At 62.4% G+C, this 14,098-nt stretch carries 14 protein-coding genes; 13 read left to right on the plus strand and 1 reads right to left on the minus strand.

Features of this window, described 5'->3' with window-relative positions:
- Positions 1-11: 11 nt before the first annotated feature.
- Positions 12-578 carry a TetR/AcrR family transcriptional regulator gene (locus J0A91_RS24070; protein ID WP_069207740.1) on the minus strand — a complete coding sequence of 189 codons (567 nt, stop codon included), beginning with the start codon at positions 576-578 and terminating at the stop codon, positions 12-14.
- Between the two features lie 420 nt (positions 579-998).
- Between J0A91_RS24070 and J0A91_RS24075 the strand changes: the two genes are divergently transcribed.
- The 13 genes from J0A91_RS24075 to J0A91_RS24135 all read left to right on the plus strand — a co-directional run bounded on the left by J0A91_RS24075 (position 999) and on the right by J0A91_RS24135 (position 14,015).
- Complete coding sequence (locus tag J0A91_RS24075) at positions 999-1,787, plus strand: SDR family NAD(P)-dependent oxidoreductase (protein ID WP_069207741.1); 789 nt, start codon at positions 999-1,001, stop codon at positions 1,785-1,787.
- 44 nt (positions 1,788-1,831) lie between these two features.
- A complete protein-coding gene (gene acuI / locus J0A91_RS24080) occupies positions 1,832-2,818 on the plus strand; it encodes an acrylyl-CoA reductase (NADPH) (RefSeq protein WP_069207742.1) in 987 nt (328 codons plus the stop codon).
- A 54-nt stretch (positions 2,819-2,872) separates the two neighbouring features.
- The gene (locus tag J0A91_RS24085) at positions 2,873-3,874 is read left to right on the plus strand and encodes an NADP-dependent oxidoreductase (protein WP_069207743.1); all 1,002 of its coding nucleotides are present in this window, start codon (positions 2,873-2,875) and stop codon (positions 3,872-3,874) included.
- 38 nt (positions 3,875-3,912) lie between these two features.
- On the plus strand, positions 3,913-4,770 hold the full coding sequence (locus J0A91_RS24090; RefSeq protein WP_069207875.1) for an alpha/beta fold hydrolase: 858 nt from the start codon (positions 3,913-3,915) through the stop codon (positions 4,768-4,770).
- 141 nt (positions 4,771-4,911) lie between these two features.
- Entirely contained in the window at positions 4,912-5,337 is a 426-nt protein-coding gene (locus J0A91_RS24095; RefSeq protein WP_069207744.1) for an organic hydroperoxide resistance protein, read from the plus strand.
- A gap of 394 nt (positions 5,338-5,731) precedes the next feature.
- The gene (locus J0A91_RS24100) at positions 5,732-6,814 is read left to right on the plus strand and encodes an alkene reductase (RefSeq protein WP_069207745.1); all 1,083 of its coding nucleotides are present in this window, start codon (positions 5,732-5,734) and stop codon (positions 6,812-6,814) included.
- Positions 6,814-7,581: a MarR family winged helix-turn-helix transcriptional regulator gene (locus J0A91_RS25000; RefSeq protein ID WP_240502321.1), complete on the plus strand. Its 768-nt coding sequence runs from the start codon at positions 6,814-6,816 to the stop codon at positions 7,579-7,581. Before J0A91_RS24100 ends, J0A91_RS25000 begins: the two co-directional genes overlap by 1 nt.
- Before the next feature lie 39 nt (positions 7,582-7,620).
- Positions 7,621-8,928 (plus strand): MFS transporter, encoded by a 1,308-nt coding sequence (locus tag J0A91_RS24110; protein WP_069207747.1) that lies wholly within the window; start codon positions 7,621-7,623, stop codon positions 8,926-8,928.
- A 34-nt stretch (positions 8,929-8,962) separates the two neighbouring features.
- Positions 8,963-9,916 carry an alpha/beta fold hydrolase gene (locus J0A91_RS24115; protein ID WP_169833235.1) on the plus strand — a complete coding sequence of 318 codons (954 nt, stop codon included), beginning with the start codon at positions 8,963-8,965 and terminating at the stop codon, positions 9,914-9,916.
- A 22-nt stretch (positions 9,917-9,938) separates the two neighbouring features.
- Positions 9,939-10,946: an aldo/keto reductase gene (locus tag J0A91_RS24120; protein ID WP_069207748.1), complete on the plus strand. Its 1,008-nt coding sequence runs from the start codon at positions 9,939-9,941 to the stop codon at positions 10,944-10,946.
- 39 nt (positions 10,947-10,985) lie between these two features.
- A complete protein-coding gene (locus J0A91_RS24125) occupies positions 10,986-12,170 on the plus strand; it encodes a thiolase family protein (protein WP_069207749.1) in 1,185 nt (394 codons plus the stop codon).
- 238 nt (positions 12,171-12,408) lie between these two features.
- Positions 12,409-13,191, plus strand: a complete 783-nt coding sequence (locus J0A91_RS24130) for an SDR family NAD(P)-dependent oxidoreductase (RefSeq protein WP_069207750.1) — start codon at positions 12,409-12,411, stop codon at positions 13,189-13,191.
- A 203-nt stretch (positions 13,192-13,394) separates the two neighbouring features.
- The gene (locus J0A91_RS24135; protein WP_069207877.1) at positions 13,395-14,015 is read left to right on the plus strand and encodes a TetR/AcrR family transcriptional regulator; all 621 of its coding nucleotides are present in this window, start codon (positions 13,395-13,397) and stop codon (positions 14,013-14,015) included.
- The last annotated feature ends 83 nt before the right edge of the window (positions 14,016-14,098 follow it).

A 14,098-nucleotide genomic window follows, 5' to 3' on the forward strand; every position in this document is an offset into this window, starting at 1 on the left:
TGCAGCCCTCCTTAATGGACCGCAGACTGCGGGCTGGCGTGCGTCGCGATCCACGCGCGGCTTTGCTGAAGCACTTCGTCCGACAGCGCCGGATCATCGATGGCCCGCGCGAGAATCACGGCTCCGACCATCGTCGCCCATGTGCCGATCGCCGCACGACGCCGGTCAGCTTCGGTCTCACCGGCACAAGCCTGGCTCAAGCGATCGATTTGCGTCCGGAAACCCGTGGTCATCGTACTCCGCACCATTTCGCTTTGATGCCGCGTTTCTGCGGCAAGCCCGGCCGTGGTACAGCCGGTGCCGGGATTGTCGCGATGCTGCGGCGCGAGATAGCTGTCGATGTAAGCCTCGAGACCGACCTCGCCTTCGACGCCGATTTCCAACGAACGGCCCAGTGCCTGGGCAATCAGATCGTCCTTCGATGTGAAGTGGCCGTAGAAGCCGCCATGGGTCAGTCCCGCCGCCTTCATGACCTCTGCGACGGTGACAGCCTCGAAGCCCTTCTCACGAAACAAGTGGCCAGCTGCCTCCAGGATGCGACCGCGGTTCTCCGCCATCTGCTCGCGACTGACTCTCATCTCAAATGCCTCCGCACACCGTAGACATGAAGGCTACCGCACCGGCGATTCAATCATGACAATGGTCATGTATTTAGGTTGTTGCCGCAATAAGCGCAATGGCATTGCCGGTGGGAGCCCACCGCGTCATTCGGATCTCGCACCGGGGGGGCGGCTAATCGGCAACGCTGGCGGCTATGACAGTCTTCGAGGTGCCGCACCGAGGTTTCGAACGGGACGCGCGGTCGGGCATCGGGGTTTAGGGTCGCAAGCTCTGCCGCCAATTCGGGCTCGCTGGAATGGATCCCGATCCGGCTTGCGCTCTTGCGGCAAGGAAAATCGACCGGCTCGTTGATATTTTGATGACAAGCATCATATCTACTGTCAATGATGACGACCGTCATAAATAATTCGATTTTTCGAGGGAGCGAGATCCGCATTATGTCCAACAAGTCAGCAGTGCTCATCACCGGTGCCTCAACAGGGATCGGGGCAACCTATGCAGATCGTTTCGCGCGCCGCGGCCATGATCTCGTTCTCGTCGCCCGAAACGAAAAGCGATTGGACGAGGTCGCCACGCGGCTTCGCACGGAGACGGGCGTTACGGTCGACATCCTGCGGGCCGGCCTCACTGAGCCGGTTGATCTTGCCGCTGTCGAAGCGCGCCTGCGCGAGGATCGCCGGATCGACATCCTCATCAACAATGCCGGCGGGAATATTCCCGGGAGCTTTGTCGAGCAAAATATTGACGATGTCGACCGACTGGTCGCCTTGAATACCACGGCCGTGGTCCGCCTGGCCAGTGCCGTCGCGCCACGTTTTGCCGGAGCGGGAAAGGGCGCGATCGTCAATATCTCTTCGGTGGTCGGGCTGGCGCCTGAACTGGGCATGTCGGTTTATGGCGCGACGAAGGCGTTCGTAACGTTTCTGTCCCAGGGGCTGGCCCTCGAGCTTGGGCCGAAGGGCGTCTACGTCCAGGCCGTGCTTCCGGCCGCTACCAGGACCGAGATCTGGGGCCATTCCGGGGTTGATGTGAACTCGTTGACCGGGGTCATGGAGGTCGGCGAACTGGTCGATGCCGCGCTGGTGGGCTTTGACCGCCGCGAGCCGGTGACGATCCCGCCGCTGCCGGATGCGGGGCAATGGGAGACGTATCAGGCGGCGCGGCATGCCTTGCTGCCGAGCGTCCAACAGGAGCATGCCGCCGAGCGATATCGGAGCGCAGCGTAACGTGCGCTTTAATCGCCTTAATTGCTGACCTGGAGAAGAAACCGATGAGTTTCAAAGCACTATTGACCACCAAGCAAGGTGAAACACTCGCAACCAGCCTCGTCACGCTGGAGGACGATGATCTCATGGCGGGCGACGTTACGGTCGCCGTCGACTATTCGACCGTGAACTACAAGGATGGGATGGCACTTACCGGAAGGTCGCCGATCATCCAGGTCTTTCCGCTGATTCCCGGCGTCGACCTGTCCGGAACCGTCGAGGCGTCGTCCTATCCTGGTATCGAGGTGGGCGATCGTGTCGTTGCCAACAGCTGGGGCCTGGGCCAGACCCATCATGGCGGCTACACCCAGAAAGCGCGGTTGAGCGGTGACTGGCTCGTCAAGCTTCCGGATGTGTTCTCGACGAAAGACGCCATGGCCATTGGCACTGCAGGCTATACGGCCATGCTGTGCGTTCTGGCGCTCGAGCATGGCGGGGTCACACCCGATCGAGGTGATATCGTGGTCACAGGCGCCAATGGGGGCGTCGGCTCGATCGCGATCGCTCTGCTGTCCGACCTCGGCTACCGCGTCGTTGCATCGACGGGCCGCCTTGATCAGTCCGATTATCTGCGCGAGCTGGGCGCCGCCGAGGTTATCGACCGCGCGACGCTGTCAGGGCCGGGGAAGCCGATTGCAGTCGAGCGTTGGGCGGGGGCTGTGGATTCGGTTGGCAGTCACACGCTGGCGAACGTGCTGGCCCAGACTCAGTACCGTGGCGTGGTGACCGCCTGCGGCCTTGCCCAGGGGCTCGACCTTCCTGCGACCGTCCTACCGTTCATCCTGCGCAACGTCACGCTCGCCGGCATCGATTCCGTCAACGCGCCCCAGGCAGTTCGACTCGAGGCCTGGTCTCGTCTGGCGCGTGATCTCGACCTCGCGAAACTCGCGCGGACGACCAAGGTCGTTGGCCTGACCGACGTGCCGGAGATTGCTCCGCAAATCCTTGCGGGACAGGTGCAGGGCCGCACCGTTGTCGATGTCAATTCGTAACCAAACGTCATTGCCCAGGCTGGGTCTGGCAAGAGGGAAAGCGACAAGCAGATCATGAAAGCGTTCATCCTCGACCGATACAAGAAAAAGAGTGCTCTGCGGATGGGCGAGGCGCCCGAGCCCGCGCTGCTCGACGATGATGTCCTCGTCGAAATCCACGCGGCTGGTCTCAACATGCTCGATGTCAAAATCCGCGACGGCGAGTTCAAACCGATCCTTGCCTACCGGCCGCCCTTCATCCTTGGGCACGACCTAGCCGGCGTCGTCGTCAAGGTCGGCGTGCGCGTGAAAAGCTTCAAACCGGGCGACGAAGTTTATGCAAGGCCACGGGACGGACGAGTCGGTACCTTGGCCGAATATATCGCCGTCAACGAAGCGGACCTGGCGCTCAAGCCCAAGAATCTCTCCATGGCGGAGGCGGCCTCGATCCCGCTCGTCGGCCTGACCGCCTGGCAGGTTCTGAGCGACAGGGTCAAGCTGCGCAAAGGGCAGAAGATCCTCATCCACGCGGGTTCGGGCGGCGTGGGCACCTTCGCCATCCAGCTGGCCCGGCACTTGGGAGCGACTGTCGCGACCACGGCCGGCACCTCGAACCTCGACCTGGTCAAGAATCTCGGCGCCGATGTCGTGGTCGATTACAAGCGGCAGGATTTCGAAAAGGTCCTGTCGGGTTACGACGTCGTGCTGAACAGCCTGGGCTCCGACACGCTCGAAAAGTCGCTCGCGGTCCTCAAGCCGGGCGGCAAGCTGGTCTCGATATCCGGGCCGCCTGATCCTGAATTCGCGCGAGAGCAGGGACTGAACGCCATCCTACGGCTCGTGCTCCGGCTGTTGAGCTTCAAGATCCGCAGGAAAGCAAAGGCTCGGCGCGTCACCTATTCCTTCCTCTTCATGCGCGCGAATGGTTCGCAGCTCAGCCAGATTACGGCGCTGATCGAAGCGGGCGTGATCCGGCCCGTCGTGGATCGCGTGTTCCCGTTCGACGAGACGAACGAAGCGCTGGCGTATATCGAAACAGGGCGCGCCAAGGGCAAGGTTGTGGTGACGCTTCGCTGACCCGCCGGTTTGTCTGCGCCTAGGAAAAGAGAATGACCATGTTGACACCTGTGGGTAGCATCGATCGCCAATGGATAAACGCCCCGAACCTCGGCATCCACGCTGCTGGAACGACGTTTGCGTACCGGCGGCTTGGCGCGCCTACCGGCGTCCCAGTCGTCCTGCTGAACCACTGGGGCGCAACGCTTGATAATTTCGATCCGCGCATTGTCGATGGGCTCGCGGCATCGCGGCCCGTCTATGCGCTCGACTATAGAGGTGTCGGCGCCTCAGGCGGCGACGCACCGCTCACCGTTGACGAAATGGCCCGGGACATGATTGCCGTGATCCGCGCGCTGGGCCTCGAGCAGATCGACCTTGTCGGCTTCTCGCTTGGCGGTTTCGTGACGCAGGACATTCTCTTGAAGGTGCCAGACCTTGTCCGGAAGGCCATCCTGGCGGGCACGGGGCCGGCGGGAGGTGAGGGCATCGACCGGGTCGGGGCCGTATCCTGGCCGCTGATCGTCAAAGCACTTCTGACGCTGCGCGACCCAAAAACCTATCTCTTTTTCACGAGTACCGCCAATGGCCGCCGCGCCGCGACGGCCTTTCTGGCGCGGTTGAAGGAGCGCAAGACCGATAGGGACAAATCCGTCTCGATGGCGGCGTTCCGTCGCCAACTCACGGCCATCAAGGCCTGGGGCAAGCAAACGCCTCAAGATCTGGGCGTGGTCCGTCAACCGGTCCTGGTCGCGAATGGCGATCACGATATCATGGTGCCCACGCCCAATTCGGTCGGCCTCGCTGCCAGACTGCCAGCTGCCGAACTGGTGCTGTATGACGATGCCGGGCACGGGGGCATCTTCCAATATCACGACGCATTTGTCGGAAAGGCACTCGCCTTCCTCGATGCGTAAGGGCGACTGACGGCCATCCTGCACGGTTCGCTTGGTAAGCGACTAACTGCGGGATGAACGATCCCGGCGGCAGATGACGCCATCCCGACGCCCTCGGGCGACACAATATATTGATGCCGAGTCCTTTGATGGAGAACCAATATGAACGCTCTTTATTCCACGAAGTCGATCGCCGTCGGCGGCCGCAACGGGACGGTTCGGAGCGACGACGGCCTTCTCGAACTGCAACTGGCAATGCCAACGGGGCTGGGCGGGAAGGGCGGGGCGACCAATCCCGAGCAACTCTTCGGCGCCGGCTATGCGGCCTGTTTTGGTAATGCAGTCATCCACGTCACTCGGAAGCTGGAAAAGAAAATCCGCGACAATGACGTCGAAGTTTCCTCCACTGTGAGCCTTCTGCCGACGGATAGCGGCGGCTTTGCCCTGGCGGTCGCGCTCGAGATCACGATTGCCGGCGTCGATCAGACGAGTGCCGAGGAAATCGTCGCCGAGGCCCATAAAGTCTGTCCCTATTCGAATGCCGTGAAAGGCAACATCGACGTCGCCTTGTCGGTGAAGACGCGCTGAGAGAGGGCGCGCCGTCGCCGGGTGATGGCGCGTCATACCCGCCCAAGGGACGAGTGAGCCCGGTGTAATGTGATGGCCTGAAGTGCCTGCCGTTATCGTGGATGTGGAGCGATCCTGAGCGCGGCAACGAGCGAGATGAACGGACTCCCCTGTGTGGTCAGGCCGCAAGGGGAGCGAGCGTTCGTAATGTGCCGGAGCGATTGCGCGGACCCTGGCCCGGGCCTTGGGCTTTGCGGTCCGGCGCCGGCCCATTGCCGTGGGCCGGTCCAGGTAGCTTGTTCCATGTTTGACAACTTTCATGATGACTATCATATAACGAATGATGACGAGGATCATCTTTGCGCTACGGGCACACGGATGGCTACGGAACACGAACAGAAAGGCATCAGAAGTAATGACGGAAAAGACCATCTTCGAGCCCTACGAGCTCGGCGGCATCTCGCTCTCCAACCGGATCGTTATGGCTCCCTTGACTCGCAATAGGGCAGGTCCCGGTTTTGTGCCGGGACAGCTTGCGGCGGATTATTATTCGCAACGCGCATCGGCGGGGCTGATCATCTCCGAAGCGACGCAGATCTCCCAGCAGGGGCAAGGCTACCAGGACACCCCGGGCATCTATAGTCAGGCGCAGATCGACGGTTGGCGCAAGGTGACGGACGCCGTGCACGCAGCGGGCGGCCATATCTTCGTCCAGCTTTGGCACGTCGGCCGCATCAGCCATGTCGACTTGCAGCCGGACGCGCGTGCGCCAGTGGCGCCGTCCGCGATACGGGCCGAAACCAAGACGTTTGTGAACAACGGGTTCGTGGACGTTTCGGAACCGCGCGCGCTCGAGCTTGACGAGATCCCGGGCATCATCGCGGATTTCCGCCGCGCCGCCGCGAATGCGATCGCGGCCGGGTTTGACGGCGTCGAAGTGCACGGTGCGAATGGCTATCTCCTCGATCAGTTCGCCAAGGATGGCGCGAATGTGCGCACCGACACTTACGGCGGGTCGATCGAGAACCGCGCGCGGCTGATGCTTGAGGTAACGGCGGCCGTTGCCGAGGAAATCGGCGCTGATCGCACTGGTATCCGGATTTCGCCGGTTTCGCCGGCTAACGGCATATCAAGTTCCGATCCGCAGCCGCAGTTCGACTATATTGTCGAAAAGCTGAGCGAACGCGGCATCGCCTTTATCCATGTCGTGGAAGGCGCGACGGCCGGGCCGCGCGATGTCGCGCCGTTCGATTTTGGAGCGCTGCGCGCCAAGTTCTCGAACAGCTATATCGCCAACAATGGCTACGATCTCGCTCTGGCGACCTCTGCCCTTTCCGACGACAAGGCAGATCTGTTCGCTTTCGGACGCCCCTTCATCGCCAATCCCGACCTGGTCGAGCGGCTGAAGACCGGCGCCCCGCTCGCTACTCTTGACCCCGCCACGCTTTATGGGGGCGGTTCGGCCGGTTATACCGACTATCCCAGGATCGGCGGCTGATGGAGGCGCGCCGTCGTCGGACCGGACGGGCCGACGACGGCTCTCCACTGTCGCGCGCCGTGGACTCGGCGCGCTGCTTCGACAGGCATTTTCAGCTGCCGGGTTTCGCCAAAGTCGACGTCGGTGGATTATCCCCAAGGGGCATGGTCGTCCGGCATTTACCCGTTGGCTTTTCCTCACATCCCGCCGCGCTGGGCTCGTCGAGCACGTGTCGGCTGCTCGATTCCCGCTGCACGGAAGCCTCGGGCAAATCGGTATGGCCTCGCTCGTTGGTGCGGCGCCGGGTCTTGCCACGACAGCATAGCGATAACACCACTTCCGGGCATTTGGGTCGACAATTGTCAAACGCGGGTATATACCCGCGTGTCATGAGCAACTGCTATTGTGCCCGTTTGCGCGCCGCTGCCCGGCGGATTGGTTCTGTCTATGACGAAGCGCTGGAACCTGACGGGATTAACGTTGCGCAATATTCGCTGATGAGCGTCATTCAGCGCCGGCAGCCGGTGAGCCTTACCGAACTCGGGCGGGCTGCAGAACTTGAACGCTCTACCATCGGTCGGAACGTGCGGGTGCTTGAGCGCGCAGAGCTGGTCGAGGTTGGGCGAGGGGACGGTGATCACCGAGAGGCGGCCGTCAGCTTGTCGCGACGCGGGGCCGAGGTGCTCGTGTCGGCGCGGTCTCGCTGGGATGCCTGTCAGCAAGCAATAGAAGCGCGTCTTGGCGCAGATAAGGTGAGCGCGTTCGATGATCTTCTCAATTCGATCTGACGGTCGCCCGACCGGCCGGTGCATTGGTCGATGTGCGGAATGACGGTCGCGTCATCCTCACGTCCCTTCGGTCTCGCCGCGTCTCTGGCTGGTAGGAAGATCCACTATGCGTGGGTTATTGCGTCGGTGACCTTTCTCACGATGATCGTCACCGCGGGCGCGATCGGCGCGCCGGGTGTGCTGATCGGCCCGCTCCAGGCTGAGTTCGGCTGGAGCGCTGCGGATATTTCAACTGCCTTTGCGGCAAGGTTCATGCTCTTTGGCCTCGTAGGTCCGTTTGCGGCCGCCTTCATGAATCGCTTTGGGCTCCGCCGCGTCACCGTGACGTCGCTCATGCTGATCGGGCTCGGTATAGTCGGCTCCCTGATCATGACCAAGCTATGGCATCTGCTGCTGCTCTGGGGCGTGATTATCGGGCTTGGGACAGGCCTGACGGCCATGGTGTTTGGCGCGACCGTGGCATCGCGCTGGTTCGCGACACGACGAGGGCTCATACTGGGATTGCTTTCGGCAAGTGCGGCGACGGGCCAGCTGCTGTTTCTGCCGGTGCTTGCGAGCCTGACGGCGCATATCGGCTGGCGTTACGCACTCGCATTCCTCCTCGTCCTGCTGTTGGCGGCAGTGGGGACGGTTCTGGCGTTGATGCGCGACACGCCGGCCGATGTCGGCCTGACCCCTTATGGCGCGGTGCAAGTGGAGGCAGAAGGTCTGGAGCCAACCAGTTTTCGGGCCATGCTGATGTCGCCCCTGCTTGCGCTGAAAGACGCGGCGCGATCGGCGACCTTTTGGGTGTTGTTCGGCACGTTCTTTGTCTGCGGCGCCAGCACGAACGGCCTCGTACAGACTCATTTCGTCGCCATGTGCGGCGATTTCGGTATCGTACCCGTGATGGCGGCGGGCATGCTCGCCATGATCGGCATTTTCGACCTTGTCGGTACGATTGGTTCGGGCTGGCTCTCCGACCGCTTCGACAGCCGCTGGCTCCTGTTCTGGTATTACGGGCTTCGGGGCCTTTCGCTGGCATATCTGCCGTTCAGCAATTTCTCCTTTTATGAGCTCGGCATCTTCGCGATTTTCTATGGCCTGGATTGGGTCGCGACCGTGCCGCCGACAGTGAAGCTCATCGCGGATCGCTTTGGCGAGCAGTCGAATCTGGTGTTTGGCTGGGTCTACACCGGCCACCAGCTTGGCGCTGCTCTCGCCGCCTACGCAGCGGGCTACACGCGCAGCGCCTACCAAAGCTACTTGCCCGCCTTTTTTGTGGGCGGACTTCTCTGTTTGCTCGCCGCGATGGCGATCGTGATGGTGCGCGAACGTCAGCATGTTCTCGCGATCGGTGCGGCATGACGTCTGCTGGATCGCGTCTGAGGGAGAATCGACCGTGATAGCCCCGAACAGGAGTCTCAAATTCCTCGTCACGCTGATGTTTGCCGGCGTCTGGGCGTCCAATGCGCTGGCGCAAACCCCGCTATCCCTGTCACCAGCAAGCTACGAGGAGGTCCGGACCCAGTTTGTCGAGGTGAAGGGGACGCGCTACGCCTATCGTCGTTTCGGACGAGATAGTTTAGTACCGCTGGTGTTGTTCGCGCACTTCCGCGCCTCGATGGACAATTGGGATCCTCGGCTTCTGAACAATCTCGCGTGCGCGAGAACGGTCATCGCGTTCGACAACAAAGGCGTGAGCAGTTCTGGCGGGGCGACGCCCGACAGCATCATGACAATGGCGGACGATGCCGCTGATTTCATCACGGCGCTGGGCTATGCAAAGGTCGATGTCCGCGGGTTCTCGATCGGTGGCACGGTCGCCCAGGAGTTGATGTTCAGGCATCCCGCGATGGTAAGGCGGGCGATTCTGGCGGGGACGGGACCGCAAGGGTCGGATGGGATCCGCGACCGCGATCCAAGAATCTCTCAGGTGGCGACCAAGACGCCGGTGGAACTGACCGACTTCCTCTACCTGTTCTTTCAGCAGACGCCGACGAGCCAGGCTGCGGGGAGGGCGTTCCTCGAACGCCGGGGTCATCGCGATATCGATCCGGAACCGGCTTCCACCGCGCAAACCATGGCCGCGCAAGCGAAGGCGTCGGCGTCATATTGGAGCAACAAGACTGATGGACCGGATAAACTCGGAAGAGTGAAATCCCCTGTTCTCATTGCCAACGGCAGCGATGACATCATGATCGCGACGGCGAACTCCTTCCGCCTCTTTCAGCTTCTCCCCGACGCTCAACTGATTCTGTACCCGGATTCGGGGCATGGGTTTCTGTTTCAATATCCCGATCTGTTCGCGCGGCACGTTTCGATATTCCTGAGCGATCAGGGCGAGGCCAAGTAAACACCAAGACGAGGAATTTCGGATGAAATATACTGTATTTGGCAAGACCGGCCTGCGGGTGTCGCAAATCGCGCTTGGGACCGGCACCTTCGGGACGGGCTGGGGTCACGGGGCCGATCCGGAGACGAGCCAGGCGGTGTTCGATGCCTATGCCGAGGCGGGCGGCAATTTCATCGACACGGCCGATATCTACCAGTTTGGCCAATCCGAGGAGATCCTCGGCACCCTGCTGGCCGGCCGCCGGGAAAATTTCGTCCTCGCCACCAAATTCACCAACGGGGCCGTGCCCAATGCTGACCGGCTCGTCACCGGCAACAGCCGCAAGGCGCTGGTCGATTCGGTTGAGGGCAGCCTCAAGCGTCTCAAGACGGACCGGATCGACATCTACTGGGTCCATCATCCCGATGGCGTGACCCCCGCCGAGGAGATCGTCCGGGGCTTCGAGGATCTCGCCCGTGCGGGCAAGATCCTCTATGCGGGTCTTTCCAACTTTCCGGCCTGGAGGCTTGCCCGCGCCGTTACGCTCGCGGAACTGACCCACGCCGTTCCGATCGCAGCGGCGCAATTCGAACACAGCCTGGTCCACCGTCAGCCCGAAGCTGACCTGTTTGCCGCGGTCGAAGCGCTCGGGCTCGGTGCCGTGACGTGGTCGCCGCTCGGCGGCGGCATGCTCACCGGCAAATACCGTCACGGCGAGAAGGGACGTGCCGAAGGCATGGGCGGCAGGGTGTTCCAGCCGGAAAATTCGGAACAGCGCACCAGGATTCTCGATACCGTGCTCGCGATTGCGGGCGAGCTCGGCGTCAGCGCGGACCAGGTCGCCATCGCCTGGGCCGGTACCCACGGCGCGGTTCCGATGATCGGTCCGCGTTCGCTTGACCAATTCTCCAGCAACATCGGGGCGATCGCAGTGGAATTGTCGGCGGACCAGCTCGGCCGGCTCGACAGCGTCAGCTCTCTCGATCCGTCCGCGCCGGCAAGAGAGCCGGCGGCCTGGGCGTCCGGAGAAAGCGCGAAGGCCATCGCCTGAGCGTCCTACCCATGACATTCCTCACATCGGGAGATACTTATGAGCACTCGCGACATCGTCCTCGCCTATCCGGTCCGCACGGCGATCGGGGGCTATAACGGCACGCTGAAAGGCGTGCCCGCGACGGAACTTGGATCCATCGTCGTGCGGGAAACGCTGCGACGCGCCGGACTTGCGGGCGACGACATCGGCACAGTTGTCATGGGTAATGTCGTCCAGGCCGGCAACCGGATGAATCCCGCGCGGCAGGCCGCCATCGGCGGCGGCCTTCCTGTGTCCGTGCCTGCCCTCACCGTCAACCGTGTCTGCGGCTCGGGCGCGCAGGCGATCCTTTCGGCCGCCCTGGAAATCGCCGCCGGCGACAGCGATGCCGCCATTGCCGGCGGCATGGAGAATATGGATCGCGCGCCCTATCTGCTGGACGGCGGGCGCTGGGGCTATCGCATGGGTCCGGCCCAGATCCTCGACGCCATGCTGACCGACGGGCTCAACGATGCGTTCTCTGGCGAGCATTCGGGCTGGCACACCGAAGACCTCGTCACGAAGCTCCAGATCACGCGTGAGCAGCAGGATGCCTTCGCTGCTCGCTCGCAGCAGCGCTTCGCTGCTGCGCGTGATGCAGGGCGCTTTACCGACGAGATCGTCGCGGTGGAGATCAAGGGGCGCAAGGGGACGGAAAGCTTCGTTGTCGATGAAGCTCCGCGTCCCGAGACGACGGTCGAGACGCTGGCGCGGCTGAAGCCCGCCTTTCGCCAGGACGGCTCCATCACCGCCGGCAACGCGCCGGGGCTCAACAGCGCCGCCGCTGCGCTGATCGTCGCCGAGCGTGGCTTTGCCGATGCGAAAGGCCTGGAGCCCATGGCCCGTCTTGCCGGCTATGGTGTCGCGGCGGTCGAGCCGGGCTTCTTCGGCCTTGGTCCCGTTCCGGCTATCCGCAAGGCGCTCGACAGGGCAGGCTGGGCGCTGGGTGATGTCGAGCGGATCGAGATCAACGAGGCTTTCGCTGCCGTTCCTCTGGCGGTCATTCGGGAGCTTGGCCTGCCGGAGGATGTCGTGAACGTCGAAGGAGGCGCCGTCGCGCATGGTCATCCGATCGGCGCTACCGGCGCGATCCTCACCACCCGGCTTCTCTATTCGATGAAGCGGGACGGACTTTCCAAAGGGATCGTCACGCTCTGCATCGGTGGCGGCCAGGGCATCGCGCTCGCGCTCGAAGCGCTGTAATCGGCTACGAAACGCGACAAATGCGTCAGTGCCGGTATTCCGGGCCAGCGTCCCCGCCGGATGCTCCCCGGCTGGCAAAGAGCGCGCCTTGCCGAACGAGAATACCTCTCTGCAAGGGCGCATCGGCAGACGGCGCACCGCGGCGGTACGCTGAGGGAAAGCCCCAGATCCGGCGGCCATAGCGATGGGCAGTATGCGCGAGACGCCTCGGGTCAAATGAGCGCAGAAAGGACATGATATGGCAGTCAGTTCGGAGCACGGTTCCACGGCGCTGGAAGGAAGTATCGTCGTAGCGGGCGTCGGGTCGATCAACGGTGTCGGCGCGGCGATCGCGCGCCGATTTGGACGTGAGGGCTATCCCGTCGTGATCGCGGGTCGGAATAGCGAAAAACTGCTGGCGACCAGTGATGCGCTCAAAGGGGCGGGTGTCCACGTCCGAGCCGTTCCCGGCGACGTATCACAGCTCGAGGATGTGAAGCGCTTCGTCGCAGAGGCCGAGAAGCTGGCACCGCTGGCGATCGCCGTCCATAACGCAGGCAGTAATCGTCCCTCGCCCTTTCTCGAAATACCGGAAGGGGATTTCGAGATGCATTGGCGCGAACATGCACTTGGCGCCTATCATCTGGCGCGCGCGGCTTTGCCGGCGCTGCTCGCTCGTCAGGACCCGAGCCTGCCGTTTGTTCACGGCGCCAGCTTGTTCTTCACCGGCGCGAGCGGCAGTCTGCGCGGAAAGGCGAAGTTCGCGCCCTTCGCCGCTGCCAAGGGCGCTCTGCGGAACCTTTCCCAGTCGCTCGCTCGGGAGTTCGGCTCTCTGGGCGTCCATGTCGCTCATGTCGTGATCGATGGCGGCATCGCGGGCGAGCGGCTTCTCTCGCGACTTCCCGACCTTGCCGAACAGCGTGGACCAGACGGTCTCCTGAACATCGATGCCATTGCCGAGGCATATTGGGCGCTACACCATCAGCATCGCAGCGCCTGGTCTCAGGAGCTCGACCTCAGACCCTGGAGCGAAACCTTTTGAGCGCTTGAGGCAGCGATCCATGAGCTGGTTCCGCAATCTTCGGTCTCTGATTAGCTCCCGCCACTCATGCAACGCAGGCGGGCGTCGGTGCAGGGACCGAGGTTGCGCAGGGCTGCGCCACGACAAATCGCATCGCGCAATCTGGCTATCGCGTACCCATGATGGTCGCGCGCTGCGCAGCGGCTCACTATCATAGGAGCAGCATGACCAGCCTCTCGTCTCAAACGCCCGCGGGGCAGCGCGGTCCATCGGACCATGTCATACGCGACCAGATCATTCTCGCGGCACAACAGCATTTCAGTCACTATGGCTATGGAAAGACGACGGTCTCGGACCTGGCCAGGAACATCGGCTATTCAAAGGCTTATATCTATAAATTCTTCGACTCCAAGCAGGCGATCGGTGAGGCGATCTGCGCCCGTTCGCTGGCCGGTATTCTTGCGGAGGTGGAAGCGGCCGCAGCCGACGGCAAGTCGGCTACGGAAAAGCTGCGGCGGATGGTGGAGAAGCTGACATCTCTCAGCGCCGAATTCTTCTTCGCTGATCGCAAGCTCTACGATATCGCTGTGCATTCAGCGATCGCGAAATGGCCCCCGTCGCAGGAATATATCGCTCGGATAAAGGATATACTGGCCGGGATCATCGTCGAAGGCCGCGAAGCGAACGAGTTCGAGTGCAAGACTCCTCTCGATGAAACCTGCCGGGCGATTGTGCGCGCCTTGCAGCCCTTCGTCAGTCCGCTCATGCTGCAGTATAATCTTGACGACGTGCCGCGCTGTACAAACGAGACGCTCAGCCTGATCCTGCGAAGCCTCGCTCCCTAAAATTCGGTAGCAAGGGACCGTTGGCATGCCAGAGACGCTATCGCCAATGAAAGCCCTTGGCGTGACAGGCGATCACATACATC

This window comes from Sphingomonas panacis, from assembly GCF_001717955.1.
GTDB classification, from domain to species: Bacteria; Pseudomonadota; Alphaproteobacteria; order Sphingomonadales; family Sphingomonadaceae; genus Sphingomonas; species Sphingomonas panacis.

Bases quoted from the DNA above. Each gene is read 5' to 3' on its own strand.
- J0A91_RS24120 (WP_069207748.1), top strand. From the start codon at position 9,939: ATGAAATATACTGTATTTGGCAAGACCGGCCTGCGGGTGTCGCAAATC.
- J0A91_RS24075 (WP_069207741.1), top strand. From the start codon at position 999: ATGTCCAACAAGTCAGCAGTGCTCATCACCGGTGCCTCAACAGGGATC.
- J0A91_RS24110 (WP_069207747.1), top strand. From the start codon at position 7,621: ATGACGGTCGCGTCATCCTCACGTCCCTTCGGTCTCGCCGCGTCTCTG.
- J0A91_RS24135 (WP_069207877.1), top strand. From the start codon at position 13,395: ATGACCAGCCTCTCGTCTCAAACGCCCGCGGGGCAGCGCGGTCCATCG.
- J0A91_RS24070 (WP_069207740.1), bottom strand. From the start codon at position 578: ATGAGAGTCAGTCGCGAGCAGATGGCGGAGAACCGCGGTCGCATCCTG.
- J0A91_RS24090 (WP_069207875.1), top strand. From the start codon at position 3,913: ATGTTGACACCTGTGGGTAGCATCGATCGCCAATGGATAAACGCCCCG.
- J0A91_RS24085 (WP_069207743.1), top strand. From the start codon at position 2,873: ATGAAAGCGTTCATCCTCGACCGATACAAGAAAAAGAGTGCTCTGCGG.
- J0A91_RS24130 (WP_069207750.1), top strand. From the start codon at position 12,409: ATGGCAGTCAGTTCGGAGCACGGTTCCACGGCGCTGGAAGGAAGTATC.
- J0A91_RS24095 (WP_069207744.1), top strand. From the start codon at position 4,912: ATGAACGCTCTTTATTCCACGAAGTCGATCGCCGTCGGCGGCCGCAAC.
- J0A91_RS24100 (WP_069207745.1), top strand. From the start codon at position 5,732: ATGACGGAAAAGACCATCTTCGAGCCCTACGAGCTCGGCGGCATCTCG.
- J0A91_RS25000 (WP_240502321.1), top strand. From the start codon at position 6,814: ATGGAGGCGCGCCGTCGTCGGACCGGACGGGCCGACGACGGCTCTCCA.
- J0A91_RS24125 (WP_069207749.1), top strand. From the start codon at position 10,986: ATGAGCACTCGCGACATCGTCCTCGCCTATCCGGTCCGCACGGCGATC.
- acuI (WP_069207742.1), top strand. From the start codon at position 1,832: ATGAGTTTCAAAGCACTATTGACCACCAAGCAAGGTGAAACACTCGCA.